This window comes from Priestia sp. P5, from assembly GCF_029522155.1.
GTDB lineage: Bacteria > Bacillota > Bacilli > Bacillales > Bacillaceae_H > Priestia > Priestia megaterium_E.
Genome location: NZ_JAKWFJ010000004.1, coordinates 15,375 through 40,300, shown reverse-complemented (window position 1 = coordinate 40,300; position 24,926 = coordinate 15,375). Strand labels below are relative to the sequence as shown.

19 protein-coding genes are annotated in these 24,926 nt (G+C 38.5%); 3 read left to right on the top strand and 16 right to left on the bottom strand.

All coding sequences use genetic code 11. The features are described from left to right. Positions 1–147: 147 nt before the first annotated feature. From MMB69_RS23565 to gatC, 10 genes are all read right to left on the bottom strand, one after another. Positions 148–378 carry a helix-turn-helix domain-containing protein gene (locus MMB69_RS23565; protein ID WP_013055062.1) on the bottom strand — a complete coding sequence of 77 codons (231 nt, stop codon included), beginning with the start codon at positions 376–378 and terminating at the stop codon, positions 148–150. Positions 379–391: 13 nt separating this feature from the next. Continuing rightward, positions 392–3,130, bottom strand: coding sequence for a P-loop NTPase family protein (locus MMB69_RS23560; RefSeq protein ID WP_264408777.1), 2,739 nt, complete (start codon positions 3,128–3,130; stop codon positions 392–394). Positions 3,131–3,325: 195 nt separating this feature from the next. Continuing rightward, a complete protein-coding gene (locus MMB69_RS23555; protein WP_013055060.1) occupies positions 3,326–4,141 on the bottom strand; it encodes a YitT family protein in 816 nt (271 codons plus the stop codon). A 216-nt stretch (positions 4,142–4,357) separates the two neighbouring features. Beyond that, a complete protein-coding gene (locus MMB69_RS23550) occupies positions 4,358–5,005 on the bottom strand; it encodes a hypothetical protein (protein ID WP_221813526.1) in 648 nt (215 codons plus the stop codon). An 87-nt stretch (positions 5,006–5,092) separates the two neighbouring features. Continuing rightward, entirely contained in the window at positions 5,093–7,264 is a 2,172-nt protein-coding gene (locus MMB69_RS23545) for a S8 family serine peptidase (RefSeq protein WP_221785695.1), read from the bottom strand. Positions 7,265–7,458: 194 nt separating this feature from the next. Further along, a complete protein-coding gene (gene rlmD / locus MMB69_RS23540) occupies positions 7,459–8,832 on the bottom strand; it encodes a 23S rRNA (uracil(1939)-C(5))-methyltransferase RlmD (protein ID WP_013081455.1) in 1,374 nt (457 codons plus the stop codon). Between the two features lie 95 nt (positions 8,833–8,927). Further along, positions 8,928–9,860 carry a diacylglycerol kinase gene (locus MMB69_RS23535; protein WP_016762783.1) on the bottom strand — a complete coding sequence of 311 codons (933 nt, stop codon included), beginning with the start codon at positions 9,858–9,860 and terminating at the stop codon, positions 8,928–8,930. Between the two features lie 234 nt (positions 9,861–10,094). Beyond that, a complete protein-coding gene (gene gatB, locus MMB69_RS23530) occupies positions 10,095–11,525 on the bottom strand; it encodes an Asp-tRNA(Asn)/Glu-tRNA(Gln) amidotransferase subunit GatB (protein WP_013055057.1) in 1,431 nt (476 codons plus the stop codon). Between the two features lie 14 nt (positions 11,526–11,539). After that, positions 11,540–12,997: an Asp-tRNA(Asn)/Glu-tRNA(Gln) amidotransferase subunit GatA gene (gene gatA / locus MMB69_RS23525; protein WP_013055056.1), complete on the bottom strand. Its 1,458-nt coding sequence runs from the start codon at positions 12,995–12,997 to the stop codon at positions 11,540–11,542. A 16-nt stretch (positions 12,998–13,013) separates the two neighbouring features. Then, on the bottom strand, positions 13,014–13,304 hold the full coding sequence (gene gatC / locus MMB69_RS23520) for an Asp-tRNA(Asn)/Glu-tRNA(Gln) amidotransferase subunit GatC (RefSeq protein WP_013055055.1): 291 nt from the start codon (positions 13,302–13,304) through the stop codon (positions 13,014–13,016). Between the two features lie 365 nt (positions 13,305–13,669). Here gatC and MMB69_RS23515 point away from each other — a divergent pair, with 365 nt between their 5' ends. Continuing rightward, a complete protein-coding gene (locus tag MMB69_RS23515) occupies positions 13,670–14,155 on the top strand; it encodes a DUF3920 family protein (RefSeq protein WP_221785697.1) in 486 nt (161 codons plus the stop codon). A 54-nt stretch (positions 14,156–14,209) separates the two neighbouring features. Here the strand turns inward: MMB69_RS23515 and MMB69_RS23510 are convergent, their stop codons facing one another. The 4 genes from MMB69_RS23510 to pcrB are packed head-to-tail and all read right to left on the bottom strand — an operon-like array spanning position 14,210 to position 20,420. Beyond that, a complete protein-coding gene (locus MMB69_RS23510; RefSeq protein WP_243550160.1) occupies positions 14,210–15,403 on the bottom strand; it encodes a CamS family sex pheromone protein in 1,194 nt (397 codons plus the stop codon). 13 nt (positions 15,404–15,416) lie between these two features. Then, positions 15,417–17,423 (bottom strand): NAD-dependent DNA ligase LigA, encoded by a 2,007-nt coding sequence (gene ligA / locus MMB69_RS23505; RefSeq protein ID WP_277448505.1) that lies wholly within the window; start codon positions 17,421–17,423, stop codon positions 15,417–15,419. Between the two features lie 20 nt (positions 17,424–17,443). Next, the gene (gene pcrA / locus MMB69_RS23500; protein ID WP_346843252.1) at positions 17,444–19,669 is read right to left on the bottom strand and encodes a DNA helicase PcrA; all 2,226 of its coding nucleotides are present in this window, start codon (positions 19,667–19,669) and stop codon (positions 17,444–17,446) included. A 52-nt stretch (positions 19,670–19,721) separates the two neighbouring features. Beyond that, entirely contained in the window at positions 19,722–20,420 is a 699-nt protein-coding gene (pcrB, locus tag MMB69_RS23495) for a heptaprenylglyceryl phosphate synthase (RefSeq protein WP_221785701.1), read from the bottom strand. Positions 20,421–20,933: 513 nt separating this feature from the next. Here pcrB and MMB69_RS23490 point away from each other — a divergent pair. Next, entirely contained in the window at positions 20,934–22,316 is a 1,383-nt protein-coding gene (locus MMB69_RS23490) for a glycine--tRNA ligase (RefSeq protein ID WP_193426970.1), read from the top strand. A gap of 37 nt (positions 22,317–22,353) precedes the next feature. On the opposite strand, the gene MMB69_RS23485 is transcribed toward MMB69_RS23490, so the two are convergent. Further along, on the bottom strand, positions 22,354–22,659 hold the full coding sequence (locus tag MMB69_RS23485; protein ID WP_013055048.1) for a YerC/YecD family TrpR-related protein: 306 nt from the start codon (positions 22,657–22,659) through the stop codon (positions 22,354–22,356). Positions 22,660–22,806: 147 nt separating this feature from the next. After that, positions 22,807–24,555: an adenine deaminase C-terminal domain-containing protein gene (locus MMB69_RS23480; protein WP_221785702.1), complete on the bottom strand. Its 1,749-nt coding sequence runs from the start codon at positions 24,553–24,555 to the stop codon at positions 22,807–22,809. 102 nt (positions 24,556–24,657) lie between these two features. On the opposite strand from MMB69_RS23480, the gene MMB69_RS23475 reads away from it, so the two are divergent. Next, positions 24,658–24,915, top strand: coding sequence for a YgaP family membrane protein (locus MMB69_RS23475; RefSeq protein WP_016762773.1), 258 nt, complete (start codon positions 24,658–24,660; stop codon positions 24,913–24,915). Positions 24,916–24,926: the final 11 nt, after the last annotated feature.

Below are 24,926 nucleotides of genomic sequence, written 5' to 3'. Positions count from 1 at the left end.
CATACTTTCATTATATAAAAAAAGCATCTAAAAAGACTACATCTTTAACGAAATTCCAACTTTTTTCGACATTTCTTTCATATCTTACCTTTTTTAACACTTTCACACCAAAAAAAAGCAGAAAACATCTGTTTTCTGCTTCTGCCTTCAATCTTCATCTTTTACGTCCATATCTTCAGGGATTGGCTCATTTAGGTATTCTTCAATTTGTTTTTTGTACTTTTCCATTTGCTCTAAATGGGTGTTAAACTGCTCTTTATTTAATAAGTAGTTTTCACCATCAAATATAGCCCGTACTTTTCCTTCTTGAATCAATTTCTGTACATATTCTTCAGGAAAAGATAGATACTCTGCTGCTTCTTTTATCGTTAAATACATCCTGCTCCACCTTTTATACGTTATATTGTACTTCTTCTGTAGCTTTAACCATTAACTCATACTGACGCAAGCGAAGCTGGAATAATGTTAACGGATCATAGTAAGCTTCAGGATTGGCTTTCATATGACTTAACACGTCTTGATTTTCATTAATATGCGCCTGTGTTTCTTCAATCGTTTCTTTTAAAACCTCTTTTGGCTTTTCAAAGAATAGTTCAATATCAACTTCTAAATTTTTCTCAAATAAATTAAATTGCATAAAAAACTTTGCCAGCATAGATTCTGTGATATCTTGATAGTCTTGACTTTCAATGTACTTTTTATATTGATTATAAAGCAGCGTTTGATTTTGAAGAATGGAAGAAAACAGCTTTCCTGCTCCTTTTAACAAGAGCTGCGTTGGATTAACGCGAAGTAAAATATTTTCTTCATCCAGCTGAACCCGATTAGCCATACGATTAACGTCGCGGCGCCAGTCGTCCAGCACTTTAAAATCGCAGGCTAACGTTAATTTTTGCTCATTGTACATCTTATTTAATGACTCTGCTACTTCTTCAATATCTACTTGACTCGCAATCAGCTCTTCATTTGATGTAGCAATCCAGTCCTTTAAAGAAATGCGGAACTTAGGTAGGACATCTTGCTGCAAGTGCTCTTCCACACGCATATTCATTTGTTTATTCAGCTCAATATGAACCGTACTAAAATCACTGTCTTCCTTCACTAATTCTGAAGACTTTTTGAGTAAACGAGGAATTTTATTTTTTAGCTTTTTGCTAATATCCTCTTTGATGCCGTGATAAGCCGAAACAATACTACTTGCTTTTTCTTGTTCTAAGTCATCCACTCGATGCAAGAAGCCATTTAATCGCACAAGCATATCTTCGTTCCATTTAATGCTTTCAATCAAATGATTTTCTGTTTGATTTCTCTTCTCCACTAAGCTCTTTAGCATGCTTTGAATGAAGAACAGCAGTCTGCGCGCACGCTCTTCTACTCCAACGTCGTTTGGATCGTAATAGAAATTAGCTTTAATAAACTGAGCCAAGTCTCCGTGGTGCTGACTCGATACGTAGTGAGGCGTATAGGCTAATACATGTGCCTGCGGGAAATCAGCTCCAATGCTTGCTTCAAATTCTTTTGTAATTCGCTCAATCGTTGCTTGATTATAAAGACTGTCCATATTGTTGATAACAAAATGAACTGGCGTATTTGGCGCATGCTCTTTAATCTCCAGCAATAATTCTCTTTCTTCATCAATCAGCGATTCTTTTGCATCAAGCACAAACAGTAAACCATCTGCTAAAGGAGCATATTTAAATGCATCCTGCTTACGCGCCTCTTGTTCTGTAAAGCTTGGCGTAACAATGCATGAACAATTATGCTTATCAAGGAACGCAAAAGGTTTTTTCACTTCTACAAGCGCCTGGTGAGAAGATTGCTCCGCTCCGTCAATCGTTTCCATCGGAATGATTTCTTGATCAGCGATTTGCTGGATAGATTCTTCTTCATCATGAATGAACACAAAGGTTGTTTCGTGATTTTGCGGTACCTTTTCTTCTGTAATCGATCCCACAAATGAAGACGTTGCAGCATTTGTTCCTGTAATTAATAAGTGTGTCGTATGAGCATCTAATAAAAAGTCTACCCACCATTTAAAAGTATGCCCCACTTCTAAACCATTTTCATTAGCCCATTTAATAATGCCATGGCAAAGCTTGTAGTGATATTCAAGACCATCAATGTCGTTACGCGCCTCAAAAATTAATCTGCCTGCATTTTCGATTGTAATGGTATCAATAGTTGACGGAAACTTTTCATTCCATGAAAGCACGGCTGCAGACGGAAATAACGCACGTGACTTATTGGTAATTTTAAGCCAGTTTGTTAATACGTTCGGAATGACTTCATGCAATTCCTTTACAGAATGATCACTTTCCATTAAGTCGGTGTACGTCTCTTGATAAAGAGTTGAAATCTCTTGCCAATAATCATAGAGGCCCACTTCAATATTCAAGAAAATATCATTGATAGTTTTAATCCAAGCAAGATAAGGAGGCTGACTTTTATATTGTTTCCATAAAGCTGAGACAAGCTGTTTGAAATATACTTGGTCCACTTTGTAAAATGAAATCATCACTTGATAAAAATAGTTAGGGATAAAGTTTGCTGTATATCCTTTATCTACGTAAGTCTTTAATACCGCAAACCAATTTAACGATTCCGTTCGAATACACTCATCTACCGCAAGCTCCACTGCGCTGTTAAAGTCTTCTTGCTCTTCATAAAATCTGCGTGCAATCGCCGTGACGTTTGGATAATCCGGCTGAGAAGCAACCAGCTCGTTAATGACTTCATAAGCTCGTTCAATATTGTTATAGTCCGTATAAAGCGAAAACAGCTTCAGCGCTATTTCAGCTTTTAATACTTTTGAATCCGTTTCGATGGATAGGTAAAGCTCTTCAGCGAGCGTAGACAACCCCAATTCATAATGCGCGTCGGCCGTATTTTTCTTCGCCCACAGCTTAAACTCGCCATTTACATTCTCCCACTTAAAAATCGCAGATTCAAAATCTTGGTTGTGGAAGTACACTTCTCCCTGAGCTAAGCGAATGAGCGATAAGTCGTACCACTCTTTTTGCTGCTCTTCGTAATAAGCTTGTCCAAGGACTTTTACAGGCGGCTGATTTTCATTTTCTTGCATAAACGTTTCGTAATACTTCTTTTTCGTTAACTGATATTCTACCGTCATATAGTCTCTCCTTTTTGATGTCAATATTTTATGTACTCTATCAAATTCCCTTTTTTATACTTTTCATACACGATATTTTCTTACTCATATTTTACGCAAAAAAAGCCTCAAGAACTACTCTTAAGGCTTTTTTTATAACTTTTATACTATAAAAATGGCTATTTATCATAAATCGGCGCTGAAATAACAAATATATTAATAGGCATCCCGTCGAAACAGCCCCATTACTTCTACCGTTTCCGTAATATTTACGAAAGCTTCAGGATCCACAGATTGAATTAACTGCTTGAGGTTTGCAAGCTCATAGCGTGAAATCACCGTCATTAATATTTTACGGTCTTCTCTTGAATAAGCTCCTTCACCGTTCATTAACGTCACGCCGCGCACCAAATTCGTAAGAAGCTGCTGCTTCATTTCTTCGCCTTTTCTCGTAATAATGGTTAACGTGAGCTTAATATGGCGAGTATGAATCGCATCCACTACTTTTCCTGTGACGAAAATCGAAAGCATCGTATATAAAGCCGCGTCCCAATTCACAAAAAAACCTGAAACAAATACAACCACGGCATTCATCGCTGATAATATAGCGCCAAGCGGAAATTCTTTTTTATGCGTAAGAAGCATCGCAATAATATCAAATCCACCTGTCGAAGCTGACTGACGAAAAACAAATCCTACGCCAATTCCAGTTAAAACTCCTCCAAAAACAGCTGACAGAATAGGATCTGTACTAACAGCTCTCAAGGGAATCACGTATAAAGCAATTGATAAAGCCACAACGGACAGCAGGGTATGTAAAACAAACCGCTTTCCTAACTTCATAAAACCAATAATTAAAAGGGGTAAATTCAACAAAAAATTCATTGTTCCCGTGCTTGCAGGCGTTAAAATTCCTATAATCATAGCAATACCGCTAATACCGCTGCTTAGCACTTTATGGGGGATTAAAAACCAATTGTATGCAAATCCAATTAACACAGAACCTGCTATAATAGCAATTGCTCTATACATGATGTCCCTTCACCTCTTACCACAAATATAATGTTTTCATTTATTGCTTCTTTATTATAATTCCTAAAATATTGAAAACCTTAAAAAAAGTATATTCAGAAATTTGCAGTGTTGGTGAGGTGGACAAATGTAAGAAGGCGAAAGAAAAAACCTTAGCGGTATCCTCTTTCGCTTTAAATTCAAATAGGTTGATTTTTCATGTAGCGAATTTCCCATTTATCTTTCTATACTAATTTTCTCGTTATCAAAATCAGCTTGTTGATATTCTTCTTCAAATACCATAAACCAATACCCCGTCTGATCCTGAGCACATATAGCTTTTCTTACTTCACTCATACCTTTTGGAGTAAAGCTGCACGCATAAATTCTTTCTGAATTAATCTCAGCATCATAATATCGATAAATCATTAAAGCATTAGACTTTTGAATGGCATTTTTTTGAAGAATCAATTCATTTAGATATTTTATCCTTTCAAAAGACTCTACGAACTGAATTCCTATTACATTATGAGGAATATATTCTTCTTTCGTTTGTGAAAATAACTTTTGAATGGTATCGACATCTTTTTCCCAAACATTTTCTCGTTCTAAATGTAAGGCCAGATATAAAAAGTATTCGTCATCAAATCGAGCATCCCATTTCCACCAAGATAAATCCATTGGTCTAGAACGACCTTTCAAGCAATCGAACTTAGAGTCTTCAATAAAGGCATCAAAGCCTAACAACTCCCCTAAATGAGCAAAATAATCAATTTCTCGTTTTGTGAACATGGATCGATTATGTAAACTTGATAAGTTCATTCTTCGATAGCTCCGTACATAACCGTTAAAGAATGACATTAAATTAAAGTATTGCTTTTCCATGAAGGTCTCTCCTCTTTTTTACTTAAGAAGAGACAGCATCCTAAAGTGAAAGCTGAAAGCTGCCCCTAATCAACAAACATATTCAGATTATTTAACTGTAATGGAATCTAGCGTTACTTTTGTTACGGTCTTTTTAGCTCCAGGATGAACTTTTCCAGACCATTCAACTTTGAGAGTATGTTTTCCTGCTTTTAATCCTTTTTTGTTAAACACTGTAGCTTTATACTGTGGCTTATCAGCGTACAAATCAACCCAATAAGCGGTGCCGTCTAACGTTACTTTTGCTTGCCCTTGGGTATTATCCTTAAGCGTATTTAAAGATACTTCAGTTCCATTAAATACAAACTGCATGCTAGCATTTGCTTCATTTACAGCTTTGTATGATCCTCCTGATGAACTGCTGTTTGACACTTTACTCCAGTTTCCTGTATAAGCCAAATTTGTACTAGTATCTTCGTATACCCCAGCAGTTGCTCCGTACTTCACATCTACTTTATAGCTTCCGCTTCCTTTATAAGCGTATACATCTAAATAATAAGTACCATCAGCTGACGCTACAAACGTTAAAGTTTCACTTGAAGTATTCAACTTTTCTGAGTAAGCTACGATACCATCGCTAGAGTTTACAGTTTTTGCATTTTGATTATACAAATACAAATCAAAATCTGTCCCCGCAGCTCCTGATAACGACACCGTAAACTTTTCGCCTTTTGTTAACTTTATTGAATATACATCATCTTTATCTGTGGAAGCGTTCAAGGTAGAGCTTATGCTATTTCCATTTAAAGACACTCCAGGTATTTCTCCATCTATATCAGCTGATACCGCTAATCCAGCGTTAACTAGACCGCCGCTTGCAACTTTTCCTGTTAAAGATGACAGTTTTGTGGTACTTTTCATCAATGTATCTTTTAGTTGTGCAGAACTGAAAGATGGATTTGCTGCTAAAACCAATGATGCTACACCCGTTACATGCGGAGCAGCCATAGATGTTCCACTGAAATAGCCATAACTATTCTCAGGAAGCGTGCTCAAAATAGAAACACCCGGTGCAGCTATATCTACATTTTTACTCCCATAATTCGAAAAGTAGCCTAAATTACCTTGGTTATCTACCGCTGCTACAGAAACGATATTAGGTAAGTCAAAAGCAGCTGGATAAGCGGCATAATAATCAATGTTGTCACCATCGTTTCCAGCCGCGGCTATGAACGTAGAGTTTGAGTTTTTAATAACATCATATAAAGCCTGAGAGTACTGTCCGCCTCCCCACGAATTATTAGATATTTTAATACCTTTTGATTTTGCATAATTGATTGCAGCAATGGCATCATCTGTGCTACCGCCATCAGGACCCATAAATTTTAAAGGCATGACTTTGACGTTAGGTGCTACACCGATTACACCCACTGAATTTTCCTTAGCCGCGATTGTTCCAGTTACATGAGTACCATGATCATCTTCTGTTTCGTCATAATAAACATCTTCGTTTCCATCATAAAAATTCCAGCCGTTCACATCGTCTACGTAACCATTATGATCATTATCTACTCCGTCACCAGGAATTTCTCCAGTGTTTTTCCAAATATTATCCTTTAAATCCGGGTGATAAATATCTACACCGGTATCAATTACAGCTACCGTAGTACTAGCACTTCCTTTTGTTTTCACCCAAGCGCTTTCAGCGTTTATATCAATACCTTTTTTCCCTGCCATTCCATCTATATACTGACCTGTATTTTTTAATCCCCACATATATTGATAATATGGCTCTGAAACAGCTGCTGGTTTATAAATATAGTTAGGTTCAGCATATTCCACAGCGTTGGAGGCATTTAAGCTTTTTAAGATTTCTTTCATAGTTGATACATTCGTATCAAACTTTAACGTTTGAATTCCCAGTTTCTTATCTAACGTTTTATTTAACTTTAACCCTTTTGCCTCTGTTTTATCTCCTAGACTACTAAGAGACTTATTCGTTTTAAACTTAACAATAATTTCGTCTTTTATGTATCCTCTTTTTGCATCCGCTTCAGTTATCTTTCCTCTTCTAGTTTCCTTTTTAGAGCTACTGCTAAATAAATTTTTTTCTTTTTTCTTCACTTTATTAGCAGGAATTTGGATAGTAGGATTCAACTGTTGCGTAGCCTTTTTCACATTAGAATTAGTACTTGACTCTGCATAACTTGACTCCGTGCCTAGCGTTAATCCAGACACTAATAAACTTACTCCCAATAAAGCACTTAAAGACTTTTTCATATAGGTCCCCCTTATCAATATTCCAAAAATAATACCACAGACCTATAATATCAGAATTTTAAGAAAATATAACTATTTACTTTTAGACATTTTGCGACAAAAGAACTATAAAATTATTTACTTATACTTTTTATTTATAAGGAAAATAAAAAATCGCTATCATTTCATTGATAGCGATCTACGTATTTATCCTCTTATTTTAATGTAAGCACCGCCACATTCTCCACATGCGTCGTATGCGGAAACATATCAACAGGCTGAACTTCAACCGTCTCATATCCGCCTTTTTCTAAAATAGCTAGGTCACGTGCCAGAGTTGCTGGTCCGCATGAAACATAGACAACTTTTTTCGGCTTCATGTCAATGATGGTATTCAATAGAGCTTCGTCGCATCCTTTTCGCGGCGGATCTACGACGATGACGTCCGCTTTGATGCCTTGTTTGTACCAGTTTGGAATGACGACTTCTGCTTCGCCTACTTCAAATTCAGCGTTGTGAATACCGTTTAGCTCAGCGTTGCGCTTTGCATCTTCAATCGCTTCAGGCACGATTTCAACGCCATATACTTTTTTCGCTTTTTGAGCGAGAAATAACGAGATTGTTCCGATTCCACAGTAGGCGTCAATTACCGTTTCTTCTCCTGTTAAATCTGCATACTCAAGCGCTTTGTCATAAAGCACTTTTGTTTGCTCAGGGTTTACTTGGTAGAATGATTTTGCTGAAATGGCAAATTTAACGTCGCCGATATAATCGTAAATATATTCTTCTCCCCAAAGTACGTTCGTTTGGTTCCCTAAAATGACGTTTGTGCGCTTGCTGTTTACGTTTTGAACAATTGATTTCACGTTCGGCACGGCTTCGATAATGTCTTCTATAATACGCTTTTTGTTTGGCAGCTCAGCTGTACGAGTCACAATGACAACCATGATTTCACCCGTTACAAGTCCGTAGCGCGCCATGATATGACGAAGTGAGCCTTTATGTTTTTGTTCTTGATAAGCAGAAACGCCATGCTTTTCACAGATTGATTTGACAGCTTGAACAACATCATCATTTGCCTGCTGCTGAATCAAACAGGCATCCATGTTAATGATGTCGTGGCTTCGCTGCTGATAAAACCCAGCGACCAAACCGCCTTCTCGTTCTGCTACGGGAACTTGAGCTTTGTTTCGATAGCGCCAAGGATCGTTCATTCCTAGCGTCGAATGTACCGGAACGTCAGGTAAATGGCCAATTCGCGCCATGACGTCTTTTACTTGCTTTTGTTTAAATTGCAGCTGTCCTTCATAGCTTACATGCTGCAGCTGACAGCCTCCGCACTGCTTGTATACCGGACAGGGTGCTTCAACACGCTGTTCACTAATTGTATGGTGCTTGATAAGCTTGCCAAACGCATAGCCTTTTTTTACTTTAATGACTTTTACTTGGCCGCTTTCGCCGGGCAGCGCATTTTGAACGAAAATAGGAAATCCGTTCACTTTCGCTACACCCGCTCCGTCATGCGTTAAATCTTCAAACGCAACATCTATATATTCATTTTTTTCTACAGGTGGTTTTAATTTTTCCATTTATCGTTACATCCTTTTAGTCATTTGAAAATGCTGAACTGATTGTACCATAAGAGCCAAAGCCAAACAAAGAAAAGCATGAAAAAAGATCGCAATTAGGCGATCTCATTTTTTTCCATCAATTCAGCTGTTGCTTTTGGAACAAAGATTTCTACATGGCGATATAAGTTTACAAATTCCCCAGGCAATAATCCGCCGTACTCGCCATCTAGATTTAACTGCATTTTATCATTTGTATGAATTTTAACACGGTTCGCTTTTGTATAAATAATATGAGGATCATTGATATGTTCCCCTCGCAGCGCAAGTGTCGCAATTCGAATAAATTCAGCTAAATTTGCTTTCTTTAAAATAATTAAATCAAACATGCCGTCATCTAAAGAGGAATCTGGTGCCAGCTTTTCAAAACCGCCGACTGAGTTCGTTAAGGAAACAAGGAAGAACATAATCTCGCCGCCAAAGAATTTTCCGTCATACTCAATTTCAACAGATGTTGGTTTAATAGAAGGAAGCATTTCCATGCCTTTTAAATAATAAGCTAGCTGTCCAAGCATTGTTTTTAACTTGCTTGGCACTTCATATGTTAATTCAGTTAAACGGCCGCCTCCGGCGATATTTACAAAGTAATGCGTTTCTCCATCATTTGTTACACAGCCCAAGTCAATTGGCTTTGTTACGCCTTCTACAATGACATCAATAGCGCCTTCAATCGTACGCGGCACATTAATGGCACGAGCAAAGTCATTGGTTGTTCCAACAGGAATAATACCTAGCTGCGGACGATAGTCTTGTCCAGCGATACCGTTTACGACTTCATTGATGGTACCGTCTCCACCAGCTGCGATTACAACGTCAAAGCGACGTTCTACTGCTACTTTAGCAGCTTCTGTTGCATCACCAGCACAAGTTGTAGCATGACAAGATGTTTCGTAGCCTGCTTGCTCTAGCTTTTGCAAAACTTCCGGTAAGTTTTTCTTAAAAATTTCACGGCCCGATGTCGGGTTATAAATAATTCTCGCTCTTTTCATATTCATCATCCTAATAATGATAATTTGTCACAAATCTTTTCCTACTTTTATCAGTGAAAGAATGCCCCCTCACATTACATCATCAACAAGAGGGGGCATGAACAAACATATTATAAAGAAATTAACCTTGATATACAATATTCACGTTTCGGTTTTTATTCATACCTTCAGCGCGATCGCCCTTACTCATAATAAATGTGAGATGGATACCCACCTCACATTTAGTTATCAAATTTAGCGTTTATTAATTTCTTCTAAAAGAATTTTATTAACCATCGGTGGGTTCGCTTGACCTTTTGAAGCTTTCATAATTTGACCAACTAAGAAGCCGATTGCACGATCCTTACCGTTTTTGAAATCTTCAATAGATTGAGGGTTTGCATCTAATGCATCTGTTACGAATTTACGTAAAGTTGCATCATCAGAAATTTGTACAAGACCTTTTTCTTTTACAATTTTCTTTGCATCTCCGCCATTTTCAATTAATTCTTTGAATACTTTTTTCGCAATTTTAGACGAAATTGTACCTTCTTGAATTAATTGAATCATACCAGCTAGACCTTCAGGTGTTAATGCTACATCTGAAAGTTCTTTTTGATTTGAGTTTAAGTAAGCAGAAACTTCACCCATTAACCAGTTAGAAGATAGCTTAGCATCTCCGCCTGCAGCAAGTGTTGCTTCAAAGAAATCAGACATTTCTTTTGTTAGCGTTAATACCATTGCATCATAAGCAGGTAAGCCAAGCTCTTCTACATAGCGCTTTTTACGAGCATCTGGAAGTTCAGGAATCGAAGCACGAACGCGTTCTTTCCACTCTTCGTCGATGTGTAATTCTAATAAGTCAGGCTCTGGGAAGTAGCGGTAGTCGTCAGATCCTTCTTTTACACGCATCAGAATTGTTTCACCCGTAGACTCATCAAAACGGCGTGTTTCCTGCTCGATTAGGCCACCAGACAATAACACTTTTTCTTGACGAATTTCTTCGTGTTCAAGACCGCGGCGCACATAGTTAAATGAGTTTAAGTTCTTTAGCTCAGCTTTTGTACCAAACTCTTCTTGTCCAACTGGACGTAAAGAAATATTGGCATCACAGCGAAGTGAACCTTCTTCCATTTTACAGTCAGATACGCCTGTATATTGAATGATTGATTTTAGTTTTTCTAAATAAGCATATGCTTCTTCAGGGGAACGCATATCTGCTTCCGATACAATCTCAATTAGAGGTGTACCTTGACGGTTGAAGTCTACTAGTGAATAGCCATCGCCTGTATGCGTTAACTTACCAGCATCTTCTTCTAAATGAAGTCGGTTGATACGAATGCGCTTCGTTTCACCTTTAACTTCTACTTCAATCCAACCGTTCTCGCCAATTGGTTTATCAAATTGAGAGATTTGATAAGCTTTTGGGTTATCCGGATAGAAATAGTTTTTACGATCAAACTTTGTATCTGTTGCGATTTCACAGTTTAGCGCAAGCGCCGCTTTCATTGCAAAATCAACTGCTTCTTTGTTTAACACAGGTAGTACGCCAGGATAACCTAAGTCAATTACACTTGTGTTAGCATTTGGAGCCGCACCAAATGCGTTTGGACTTGCTGAGAAAATTTTAGATTTTGTCTTAAGCTCAACGTGTACTTCAAGACCAATAATCGTTTCAAAGTTCATCTTTATCTCACCCCTTACAGTGCTGGTTTCGCTTTATGATGCTCAGTTGCTTGTTCGAATGCATGAGCAACACGATAGATTGTGCTTTCGTCGAAATGCTTACCGATAATTTGTAACCCTAATGGCAATCCATTTGATAAGCCGCAAGGCACAGAAATACCAGGTACTCCAGCAAGGTTTACTGGGATTGTTAAAATATCGTTTGCATACATTGTTAATGGATCATCTGTTTTCTCACCAATTTTGAATGATGGAGTTGGTGTAGTTGGTCCAATGATAACGTCATAGTTTTCAAATACAGACTCAAAGTCTTGCTTAATTAACGTACGTACTTGCTGTGCTTTTTTGTAGTAAGCATCATAATAACCAGAGCTTAACGCAAATGTCCCAAGCATGATACGGCGTTTTACTTCGTTTCCAAAGCCTTCGCTTCGAGACTGCTTGTACATTTCGATTAAGTTCTCAGCATTATCTGTACGGTATCCGTAGCGAACGCCGTCAAAACGAGATAAGTTAGCAGACGCTTCAGAAGAAGATAATAGATAATACGTAGCTAATGCGTATTTAGAGTGTGGAAGCGATACTTCTTCCCAAGTTGCGCCTAGTCCTTCTAACACTTTTAGTGCATCTAAAACAGACTGGCGAGCTTCTTCGCCCACACCTTCGCCTAAGTATTCTTTTGGAACAGCAATTTTAAGGCCTTTTACGTCACCTGTTAAAGCAGATACATAATCCGGTACATCAACATTAGCAGAAGTAGAATCCATTGGGTCTACGCCTGAAATTGCTTGAAGTAAGTATGCATTATCTTCAACAGAATTTGTGATTGGTCCGATTTGATCTAAAGAAGATGCAAATGCCACTAATCCGTAACGAGATACGCGACCATACGTTGGTTTTAATCCGACAACACCGCAGTAAGCAGCTGGCTGACGAATTGAACCACCTGTATCAGAACCTAAAGAGAACGGAACTTCGCCTGCTGCTACAGCTGCAGCTGAACCACCGCTAGATCCACCCGGTACGTAATCTAAATTCCATGGGTTGCGCGTTAACTGAAGACCTGAGTTTTCAGTTGAAGAACCCATTGCGAATTCATCCATATTTAATTTACCGATTGTTACCGCTTCAGCTGCCTGCAATTTTTGAACAACTGTTGCATCATAAATCGGATCAAAGTTTGCTAGAATTTTACTAGAGCAAGTTGTACGTAAATCTTTTGTGACAATATTATCTTTTACACCGATCGGCATACCAAATAATAGGCCAAATTCATCTTTTGTTTGTAATGCTTCATCTAGCTCTTTTGCATAAGCACGAGCATTGTCTTCATTAAGCGCTAAGAACGCACCTACTTTATCATCTACTTCATTAATACGTTTGTATGATTCGTCTACTAAATCTTGTACACGTACTTCTTTCTTGTGTAAAAGGCTATGTAGTTCTGAAAGTTTACGATCGAATAAAGACATCGTAAAGCCTCCTTCCTTATTCTAAAATAGTTGGTACTCGAATGTAGCCATCCTTGTGGTCTGGCGCGTTTTTTACTACGTCTTCAATTGGTAAGCCTTTAGCTGGCTTATCTTCACGCATCACGTTTTTCATATCCAATACGTGAGAAGTTGGTTTTACATTTGTAGTATCTAACTCATCTAATTGTTCTGCATATGTAATAATAGCATCTAATTGTTTTGTAAATAGTTCTGCTTCGTCATCCGTCACCGCAAGTCTCGCTAAGTTTGCAACGTGTTTTACTTGATCAACAGAAATTCTTGACATGTTCCTTCACCTCCGAATATTCGTCCCACTACAATATACTGATAATACCAAACTTCACTAGCAACAGGCAACATTTCTGAGACTAGTTCCTAAAATATTAAAAACCCCGCCAGACAAGACAGGGCTTACATTTATCACTTCTATTTTATACCAAATCTATTTCATTCAAACAACATTCCATACTTTTCCTTCGTCATAAAATATTTCTCTCTTGCATAGGTATAAAATAACCTTCTTTTTAGAAAAGATAGATAGAAAAAGAAACATGCTTTAGAAGAACACACCACCATGTTTTAATTTCACTAGTCTTTGGGAAAGTAAAGAAAACGAATAACTACTTTACCGTAAAAGAGGTGCTATAAAAATTGAATAAAATACTTATACAGTCAGTCATCCACCAGCGCCCTGTGTATCAGCAAAGCGGAAGATGGTTTGTATTAGATGAAGAATTCAAGTGGGATTTGTCCACCTTGCAAAAAGATGTTTTTGCTTGTTTAAATAAAGCCTTTCATATTCCTATCATTTTTTGTGATTCATGCGAAGCCAATAAAATTGTTTCTGATCTTGGAGAAGAAGAAGCAGAATACCTGCAGTTTGCATCGGGCGTTTATTGGCGAGAAGTGGGCATTATATTTATTTTTAAATTTGATGACTATCTTCCGCTCATTGAAACGATCTTTCACGAGCTGCGCCACTATATTCAAGATCACATCCCTTATTATCAGAAAGAATTTGAGCTGGATAAAAAGCGCCCGTATGAAGAGCGGACAACCGAACAAGATGCATTTGCATTTGCTGCTTATTATCTTGCTAAGTTTACGAGACAAAATTCTCACGCCATTTCTTCATAGGAGGCAATTTCATAGAATTAGAAAAAGACACTGCTTGAGCAGTGTCTTTTTTGCTTACTCTTCATAAATATGAACGAACGGTTTGTCTTCATCTGCTTTTCTAACAATGAGAGCTTCCGGTCCGCTTACTGAGTTAATAGAGATACTCGTTTCCATATATGAAGGGAAATGATCAAGCATTAAACCAGCAACGTACTGAGTAAATCCTACAATTTCACCTTTTCCGTAAAATTGTACGGGAATATCAATCGTCATTTTTTGAAGCTGTCCATCTTTGTAATACCCCTTCCCTACTACGCTTGTAAAGTTCGGGAAGTAGTCTTCGATTTGCGCTTTAAACTCATCAAATTTCATCGCATCGTCTCTATGATCTTTTGTTGCATCTGATGATGGGAATAAATAATATTGCTCGTCTAAATTATCCCAGCTGCCAACAGCCGTATCATTTGAACCTGCATTTCCTACAGCCATAAAGTTACCTGGCGTTAAAGAAGCCTTAGCACTTTGTTTAAATAACGCTACTCGAATTGGAACGTTTTCTAAGCCCTTGATATTACGCATACGCTGCACAATTTCATCGGCCATCTTTTTGCCTTGCTCTTCAATATTTTTATCAGTTAGTTGTTTTTCACGAGCATAACCATTTTCTTCTGTATAATAATGAACAGAATTCATCGCCAGACCAATTGTGACGCCTCCAAGTTTTACCTTGTCGTCTCCGTCTTGAATAAGGTAGTCTTGTTCAGTAATGTTCGCTAAGTACATTGGACTCGCTTCGTTGCGAGCTTTCAAATCGCCTTTTTCTGTATCGATTGGATTTAACCCATTGTTTTTAAGCTTCTTTTTCGCCGTCTCATCTTTTGTTTTGCTTTGAAGATCTTTAAACTGTTTATCACTCAGCTTACGGCTTAACCATGAGCGAATAGTATCTTTATCAAGGTACTGGCCTTCTTGATACACATATTTTTTCGGAGAATAGCTATCTGTCGATAAGCGCATTAAGCCTGTTTCAAATTCTTGCGCATCCAAGCGATTGTTTAAGTTTGCTGCTACTAAGCCTCTTGCCACTCCCGCTTTAAATGGAAGAATTGTTCGGTAATAATCATCTGAAATACTATACTTCGGAATAACTGCTTTTTCTTTCTTGTTGTTGGTTTGTTGAACAGTCTCTTTATCGTCCGAAAGGTTCGGTGCACACGCTGAAGTTACAAGCATGACCGCAAGAGAAAGTAACAATATCTTTTTCAACTACACACACCTCTTATTTATTTAATTCCGTAAGTAGCCTTGCCTCATCCCATACTTCAATTTCAAGCTCGTTAGCTTTTGTCAGTTTGGAACCAGCCTCTTCCCCTGCCACAACAAGGTCTGTCTTTTTACTTACGCTTCCCGTGACTTTACCGCCAAGTGCTTCAATTTGTGCTTTTGCCTCATTGCGAGATAACTGTTCAAGCTTACCTGTTAATACAACGGTTTTACCAGCAAAAACAGAATCTACATTTTCTACACTTACAAGCTTGGGTCCTTTGTATGTAAGGTTTACTCCATACTCTTTTAATTCATGTATAAGTTCTTGAACCTCTTCTTGTGTAAAGTAAGCGACAATAGCATCAGCCATTTTGGCACCAATTTCATTAATTGCCACTAATTCATCATACGTTGCTTTTGTTAACTTGTCTATGGTTTCAAAGTGCTGAGCTAACGTCTTTGCAGCTTTTGCTCCAACGTGGCGAATGCCCAAACCAAAAAGCAAACGCTCAAGCGAATTTTCTTTAGAAGCTTCGATGGCCGCAATCAAATTATCCGCAGATTTCTCACCCATGCGCTCAAGCTCGATTAACTGCTGTTTTGTCAGCGTATAAATATCCGCTACATCTTTAATTAACTGTTCGCGAAATAATTGTGATATAACTTTTTCACCAAGTCCATCAATGTTCATCGCATTGCGGGACACGAAATGAATAAGTCCTTCACGAATTTGAGCAGGACAGCTTGGATTAATGCAGCGAAGCGCCACTTCTCCTTCTAAACGCACCAGTTCACTTTCACATTCCGGGCAGTGAGTAGGCATCGTAAACTCTTGTTCTTCTCCCGTTCGCTTCTCCTCAATCACATTCACTACTTCAGGAATAATATCTCCTGCTTTTTTCACCACGACAAAATCTCCAATGCGAATATCTTTTTCACGAATCAAATCTTCATTGTGAAGAGACGCACGCTGCACCGTTGTACCTGCTACTTGAACCGGCTCCAAAATAGCTGTTGGCGTAATGACACCTGTCCGGCCTACCGTCAGCTCAATATTTACAAGCTTGGTTACAACTTCTTCAGCAGGAAACTTATAAGCAATAGCCCAGCGTGGACTTTTGGCCGTTGTTCCAAGCTCAGCCTGCTGATCAAATGAATCTACTTTTACAACAATGCCATCAATATCATAAGATAGTTCTGGACGTTGCGTTTGCCAGCTTTCGATGTAAGCAATCACATCATCAATGGTTTCACACGTCTGTCTTTCTCTATTTGTTTTAAAACCAAGCTCATCGAGTAAATTCAAACTTTCGCTGTGAGAATCGATTTCTACTTCTCCTGTATCAGTCATGGCATATACAAAGATATCTAAATTACGTTTTGCCGCAATTTTAGGATCTAGCTGACGCAGTGAGCCTGCAGCTGCGTTACGCGGGTTAGCAAACGGAACTTCATCCCTTTCCATTTTTGCTTCATTAAGTGCTTCGAATGATTTTCTCGGCATAAATGCTTCTCCGCGAACTTCCATTGATAACGGTTCTTTAATTCGCAGTGGAATAGAGCGAATTGTTTTTAAGTTTTCAGTAATATTTTCACCAGTTGTACCGTCTCCGCGCGTAGCCCCCAGCACTAAGTATCCATCTTCATAGCGAAGAGATACAGCAAGGCCGTCAATTTTAAGTTCGCATACATAAGAAAACTCATCTCCAACGGCTTGGCGCACTCGGCGATCAAAATCCCGAAGGTCTTCTTCATTAAATGCATTTCCTAAACTTAGCATAGACGTTTGATGCTGAACCTTCTCAAACGCATCGAGCACTTGGCCGCCGATGCGCTGAGTAGGTGAGTCAGCTGTTTTTAATTCTGGAAATGATTCTTCTATCTTAATTAACTCATTCATTAATTTATCGTATTCTGCATCTGGAACAGATGGCTGATCTAACACATAATATTCATAACCATATTGATTTAATAAGTCACGTAATTCTTGAACGCGTGATTTTGCTGTCTCAAACTCCATATTCTAGCTCCTTTTCACGATTACACTTTCGTAACCGGGGCAAATTTAGCAAGCAGTCTTTTTACACCTGTAGGACTAGGAAAAGCAATGTCTAATTCTTTTGAGTCTCCTTCTCCTTTTACACTTACAACTGTACCAATTCCCCATTTTTTATGCTCGGCCTTATCTCCAACGCTCCATCCAATCGATTCACTGCCCGTTGATACAAGCTTCGTTTTTGCCACGGCCGCTTGTCGGCGCGCTGCAAACGGCGAAGCTGAAGCCCCTGAACGACCAGTAGCAGGCTTGCGCATCGTTTCATTTAAAGATTCCACAAGCTCGCTTGGGATTTCTCCAATGAAGCGCGATTTTGGATTGACGTTTGTTTTACCAAATAGTGTACGCATTTGAGCATTTAATAAATACAATTCTTGTTCAGCACGTGTAATCCCTACGTAGGCTAAGCGTCGCTCTTCTTCCATTTCATTATCTTCGAATAATGATCGGCTATGAGGGAATACGCCTTCTTCCATCCCCATTAGGAAAACAACCGGGAACTCTAGACCTTTTGCTGAGTGAAGCGTCATCAGAATCACTTGTTCGTTCTCTTCTTCTTCCTCGTCGTCAAGCTTATCGATATCAGCAACAAGCGCTAAATCGGTTAAAAATGCTACTAAGCTTTTATCTTCGCTTGCTTCTTCAAACGTTTTTGTGACAGATAAAAACTCATCAATATTCTCTAAGCGGCTTTGTGCTTCAATTGTTTTTTCCACTTTAAGCGCTTCACGGTACCCCGTTCTTTCTAATACTTGTTCCACAAGCTCTGTTACAGACATATAGTCTTGCATTTGAGCTAAGTTTGAAATCATTGATTGGAAATCACGAAGTGCTTTTGTTGCTTTACCCGTTAACCCCATCAATTCTACTTCATCAAGCGCTTTGAAAATAGAAATGTCATGAACGTTTCCGTAATTGGCTACTTTATCGACTGAAGTAGCTCCCACTCCGCGTTTTGGAACGTTCACAATACGAGCTAAGCTAATGTCATCATCTTGGTTGGCAATTAAGCGCAAGTACGCAAGCAAATCTTTAATCTCTTTGCGGTCGTAGAACTTAATCCCGCCGACAATTGTATAGTTAATATTGGATTTTAGCAGTACTTCCTCCATTACACGCGACTGTGCATTTGTACGATACAAAATGGCAAAATCGCTATATTTACGTTTGCCGCTGTCTACTGCTTCTTTAATTTTACGTGCTACAAACTGTGCCTCATCATGCTCACTCATTGCTTGGTAATGATAAATCTTCTGGCCTTCACCGTTTTCCGTCCATAAGTTTTTCACTTTACGATTCATATTGTTTGCAATGACGCCGTTTGCCGCAGCCAAAATCGTTTTGGTTGAACGATAATTTTGTTCAAGCAAAATGGTTTTGGCTTTTGGATAATCTTTTTCAAATGACAAGATATTTGTAATATCAGCCCCGCGCCAGCGGTAAATAGACTGATCTGAATCCCCTACTACGCATACATTTTCAAATCGTGCAGCTAGCAAGCGAACCAGCATATATTGTGCATGGTTTGTATCTTGATACTCGTCCACATGAATATATTGAAACTTGCGCTGATAGTACGTTAACACTTCAGGAACTCGTTTAAATAACTGAATCGTTGTCATAATCAAATCATCAAAATCGAGCGCTTGGTTTTTCTTTAAACGCTTTTCATACTCTTTGTAGACTTTACTTACAACTTCTTCATATGGTCCTGCTGCTGTTTTATCAAATTCTTCCGCTACTTTCAGTTCATTTTTAGCTGAACTAATGCTTCCTAATAGCGAGCGCGGATCGAATTTTTTTGGGTCGATGTTTTGATCTTTTAAAATGTTTTTAATAACGGACAGCTGATCCGTTGAATCTAAAATTGTAAAGTTACGATTAAAGCCAATACGATCAATATCTCTTCGTAAAATACGCACGCACATCGAGTGGAACGTTGAAATCCAGATATCTTCTGCCACTCCGCCAACGATACTTGCCACACGCTCTCTCATTTCACGAGCCGCTTTATTTGTAAAAGTAATGGCTAAAATATTCCAAGGTGCAACTTCTTTTTCTGCCATTAAAAACGCGATTCGGTGCGTTAATACACGTGTTTTTCCACTTCCTGCACCGGCCATAAGTAATAATGGTCCGTCTGTTGTTTTAACTGCCTCTTGCTGCTGAGGGTTTAATCCTGTTAATAATTTTTCACTTAAAAAATTCACGTTTTCACCGCCTATATCGAACATATATTCTCTATTCTACTTTATTTATTTTTCACTGTGCAATATTCTTTTTTACCGCTTTTACAGTTTTTAACGCTTCAGATAAATCTGTATAAATAACATTTCCTACAATCACCGTATCGGCTAGCTCTCCCATCTCGCTCGCTTGATCTTTTGTTACAATACCTCCGCCGTAAAATAACTTCGTCTCATTTAGCGAATTTTTCACTTCTGCGACTAATGCAGGATCTCCATATGTTCCGCTGTATTCTAGATAGAAAACGGGCAAATGAAACATGCGTTCAGCCATGCGAGCATACGCTACAACGTCTTCTGCATCCAAATCAGTTTTCGCTTCCGTTAAGCCAGCCACTTTTGCTTCTGGGTTAAGAACGCAGTATCCTTCTACAAAAATTTCATCCCAGTCCATAATCTCTCCGTATTCCTTCATCGCCGCATGATGTAAGTCAACAATCCACTTTGGATCTTTGCTGTTTAAAACGGTCGGAATGAAATAAGAATCAAAACCAGGTGTTACAGAGTCAATGGTTGATACTTCAAGCGCACACGGCACCGTGTAGCGGCGAATACGCATTAACAACTGCAGTACATTGTCTAGAGTCACTCCGTCAGATCCTCCGACAAGAACGGCGTCCGTGCCGGATTCGCAAATTTTCTCTAAATCTGCATCTGAAATCTCTTTATTAGGATCTAATTTAAAGACATGTCTCCACTCTTTAATATCATACATATAGGTTCCTCCATTTCTTTACACTTAAAAGTTCGCGCTCGTCCATTTGTTCATTATAACAAAACTAAGAGGGTGAAATGAAAGGAAAACCGAACTTTTCATCACGTTTTTTGTTTTCAAAAAATATGTATAAAAGATATGGTTTTGTCCTCAAATTTCGGAAGAAAACATCACAAAAAAAAGCCCATTTTGCACAAGGTTATTGTTTCTCTGCATAGGATATGCTAATATATAGCTACTAAAATTCATATGATATACGCTGAAGGATCAATAGTACTTAAATCCTCTTCACAAAGCGAACTAGGGACGGTGGGAGCCTAGAGAATGGTTTAAGGAAAAGGCAATCTGGAGTATATACAGACGAAGGTGGATACATTTTGTATCAACCAGGGTGGAACCGCGGGAAAAACTCTCGTCCCTGGGCATATTGTTGATATGCCCAGGGACGAGAGTTTTTTTGTACCCGCTCTTTTTGTTTCGCTTGAATCACTACCATTTACAGGAGGAATTAGAATGTCAAAAACAATGGATCAAATCGTATCTCACGCTAAACACCGCGGCTTTGTATTTCAAGGATCTGAAATTTACGGCGGTCTTGCAAATACATGGGATTACGGCCCGCTTGGCGTAGAATTAAAAAACAATATTAAAAAAGCATGGTGGAAAAAATTCATTCAAGAATCTCCATACAACGTTGGTTTAGACGCTGCGATTTTAATGAATCCAAAAACATGGGAAGCTTCTGGTCACTTAGGAAACTTTAATGACCCAATGATCGACTGTAAGGATTGTAAAGCTCGTCATCGTGCCGATAAATTAATTGAAGAAAAACTTCAAGAAAAAGGCATTGAAATGATCGTAGACGGCCTTTCATTTGATGCAATGGCTGACTTAATTAAAGAACATGAAATTACATGTCCTGAGTGTGGTTCAGCTAACTTCACTGAAATTCGTCAATTTAACTTAATGTTCAAAACTCACCAAGGTGTAACTGAAACATCAACAAACGAAATTTACCTTCGTCCTGAAACAGCTCAAGGTATTTTCGTAAACTTTAAAAACGTTCAGCGTTCAATGCGTAAAAAGCTTCCGTTCGGTATCGGCCAAGTGGGTAAAAGCTTCCGTAACGAAATTACACCTGGTAACTTCACATTCCGTACGCGTGAATTTGAACAAATGGAACTTGAATTCTTCTGTAAACCAGGCACTGAATTAGAGTGGTTTAACTACTGGAAAGAAACATGTAACAACTGGCTTCTTTCTCTTGGTATGAAAGAAGAAAACGTTCGTCTTCGCGACCATGATGATGATGAACTTTCTCACTACAGCAATGCAACAACGGACTTTGAATACAAGTTCCCATTCGGCTGGGGCGAACTATGGGGCGTAGCTTCTCGTACAGACTATGACTTAAAGCAGCACATGGAACACTCTGGAGAAGACTTCCAATATGTTGATCAAGAAACAAACGAACGCTATGTACCTTACTGCATCGAGCCTTCTTTAGGCGCTGACCGTGTAACATTAGCTTATATGATTGATGCATATGAAGAAGAAACGTTAGAAGATGGCTCTTCTCGTACAGTTATGCAGCTTCACCCTGCTTTAGCACCATTTAAAGCTGCTGTATTGCCACTTTCTAAAAAGCTTTCTAACGAAGCTCGCGCTGTCTTTGAAGATTTAGCAAAATACTTTATGATTGACTATGATGATGCTGGTTCAATCGGTAAACGTTACCGTCGCCATGATGAAATCGGTACGCCGTTCTGTATTACATTCGATTTCGATTCATTAGAGGACAATCAAGTAACAATCCGTAACCGCGACACAATGGAACAAAAACGTGTAGCAATTAGCGACCTTAAAAATATCATTGAAGAAGCAACTCAATTTTAATTAAAAAATAAGCGTATGGCTGCTTCAGCCATACGCTTTACTTTTGATTTGAATCTTCTTGAAGGCGTTCTAACACCATTTGATACGCATCGCTTCCATAATTCAAGCAGCGTTTAACACGGGAAATAGTCGCTGTGCTTGCTCCAGTTTCCGTCTCAATTTTATGGTACGTGTTGCCTTCTCTCAGCATTCTTGCCACTTCTAAGCGCTGTGCTAATGATTGAATTTCATTAACTGTACACAGGTCATCAAAAAATTGATAGCATTCTTCAATGTTTTCTAATGATAAAATCGCTTGAAATAGCTGATCTAATTCTTTTCCTCGTAGTTTGTTGATTTGCATCGTATCGAACTCCTTTATCATTGGCTTTCTTTACTGGTTGTTTCTATCTATAAAATACAGTTTCTATATTTGTTTGCACATACATTCATTCTGTATGAAGACAGCCAATTTCATACAAATTTCAAATTCATTTGATACTTTTATATTTTAACGCATTATAGACGGAAAAAGTACTTTTTTATTCATAACATCATAAATTCCTACTGGCGTGATACGAATATAAGGCAAATGTGTAGACGAAAAGAACAGCAGTGAATAGACAGGATCATCGTGTTTGTATCCTCGCTCACCCAGCACTTTCTTGAGTTCCACCTCTCGTTTACTTAACTCCTCCATCGGCAGATTCGACATGACTCCTTTTAACGGAAGATCCAGTTCGTATACTACTTTCTCATCTTCGGTAATGACAATACCGCCTCCAATTTCTTTCATACGTTTAAATGCACACATCATATCTTTTTTCGATTTTCCAATTAAAATAAAATCACCTGTATTTGAAAATGAACTCGCCAGTCCCGATACATTTGTCGCAAATCCTTTTAACAGCGTATTGATCCGCCACTTGCCTTCTCGGTCCACCAACACTAAAAAACTTTCATCATGATCAGAGGCTAATACATCTCCGCTCACATTCAAGTGAATTGAATACGGCTCCATAATAACAGCATTTTTCATTTTTACGCCTACTGGCATTGAAAATTGAAAATCGTCCATCGTTAAATCAAAGTCCAACTTTAACGGTGAAAAACCAAACTTTTCCCAAGGAAATTCTGCTGAGGCTAATGCTTGTTCTTTGCCTTCTTTTTTCATCCACTTTCCTTTTGCTAGCACAGAGACCGGAGTAGGCCGCATAGGATCTTCTAAAATATTAATATTAGCCACACAGCCTGTTGCTACATGCCCGTGCAAATGTTCCATGTTATAATAGCGAGCAATATTTACAGACACCATATTATAAGCATCTAACAAGGGAACCCCTTCTGAAATAGCTAATGTAATTAACATATCTGACACGCCATTTTGGTAAAAAGAAGGCGGAGAACCGTCTGTATTCATCGTAATATGGTCAAAATAATCTACCTGAAGCTCTTTTAACTCCTGAAGCAATTTTGGCAAATCCGGCCGAATTGAAGAGTGGCGCAAAGCAACGTCATAGCCTTGTGTTAACCGAGCAACAACATCTTCCCCCGTCATAGACTCATGATCGCTGTCTGCCCCGAGCAATTTCATTTTTGCCAAGGTAAATGCTGACGCCCCCGGGAAATGTCCTTCAATGTGCTTTCTCATCCGTTTTGTCTCTTGAACCCAGTGAAGCATTAAATCATCTCCGTCTAAAAGCTTCGGCCAACTTGTCAGTTCGCCTCCTTGTAAGACAGCTTCATTTTGTAGCCAAGAAGTAATGTTCGTATGTGAGAAGATGTCAGCCTCTTCATCAATTTCCGTCTGGGAATCAAATCTGCACCACCAGTACAGCGATTGTGGTAACGTTTTCATTTCTTCAATCAATGAAAATGCCGTTTTTTGTTCAAGCTGTAAAGCGAGAATTAAATTATCATTAAATAAAGTCGTTGTTCCGTGCTTGGCTGCATATTGGGAAAAAGTCTGGGGATTATATAACTGAAACGGGTGAACATGCGGCTCAATATACCCAGGAACCACATATTTATCGCTGCAGTCTATAATCTCTGTAGAAGCGTCTGTGTGCTTAGGCATCTCTGAGCCAACGTATACAATACGATCTTGGTAAACCCAAATATGTGCTTTTTTCCACTGCTTCATTCGAGCGTTCAAATATGTTGCATCTTTTAAGACAATAGTTGGTGCTTTTTGACCGTTTAATACTAAGAGCTGCTGTCTAATATGTTTGCTTTTCCAGCGATATCTTTGTTCCGGCATGCTAAATTCCCCCTAATTTACTATGTATTTTTATCGTAACACATCCGTGATGTAAACGCATTCAGAAACTGTTATTAATTTTATGAATAAAGGTGATAAAACATGAAACCAAATATCGGTATTGTTAACGCATTAATTCGACTTACACTGGGCTTTACCCTTCTTTCTTGGACAACATCTCGTTTATCTCGCAGACCGTACAAAGATTCATACATCTTCTTAGGGTTAATGGGAGCTTTAAAAGTTGCAGAAGGCATCACGCGTTTTTGCCCTCTTACGTACGCATATGATTCATGTCAAAAACATGATGAACATGAACACCATCCAAATGGAAATGAAGAAACGTATAATCCTTCATAAGGTAAAAAGGA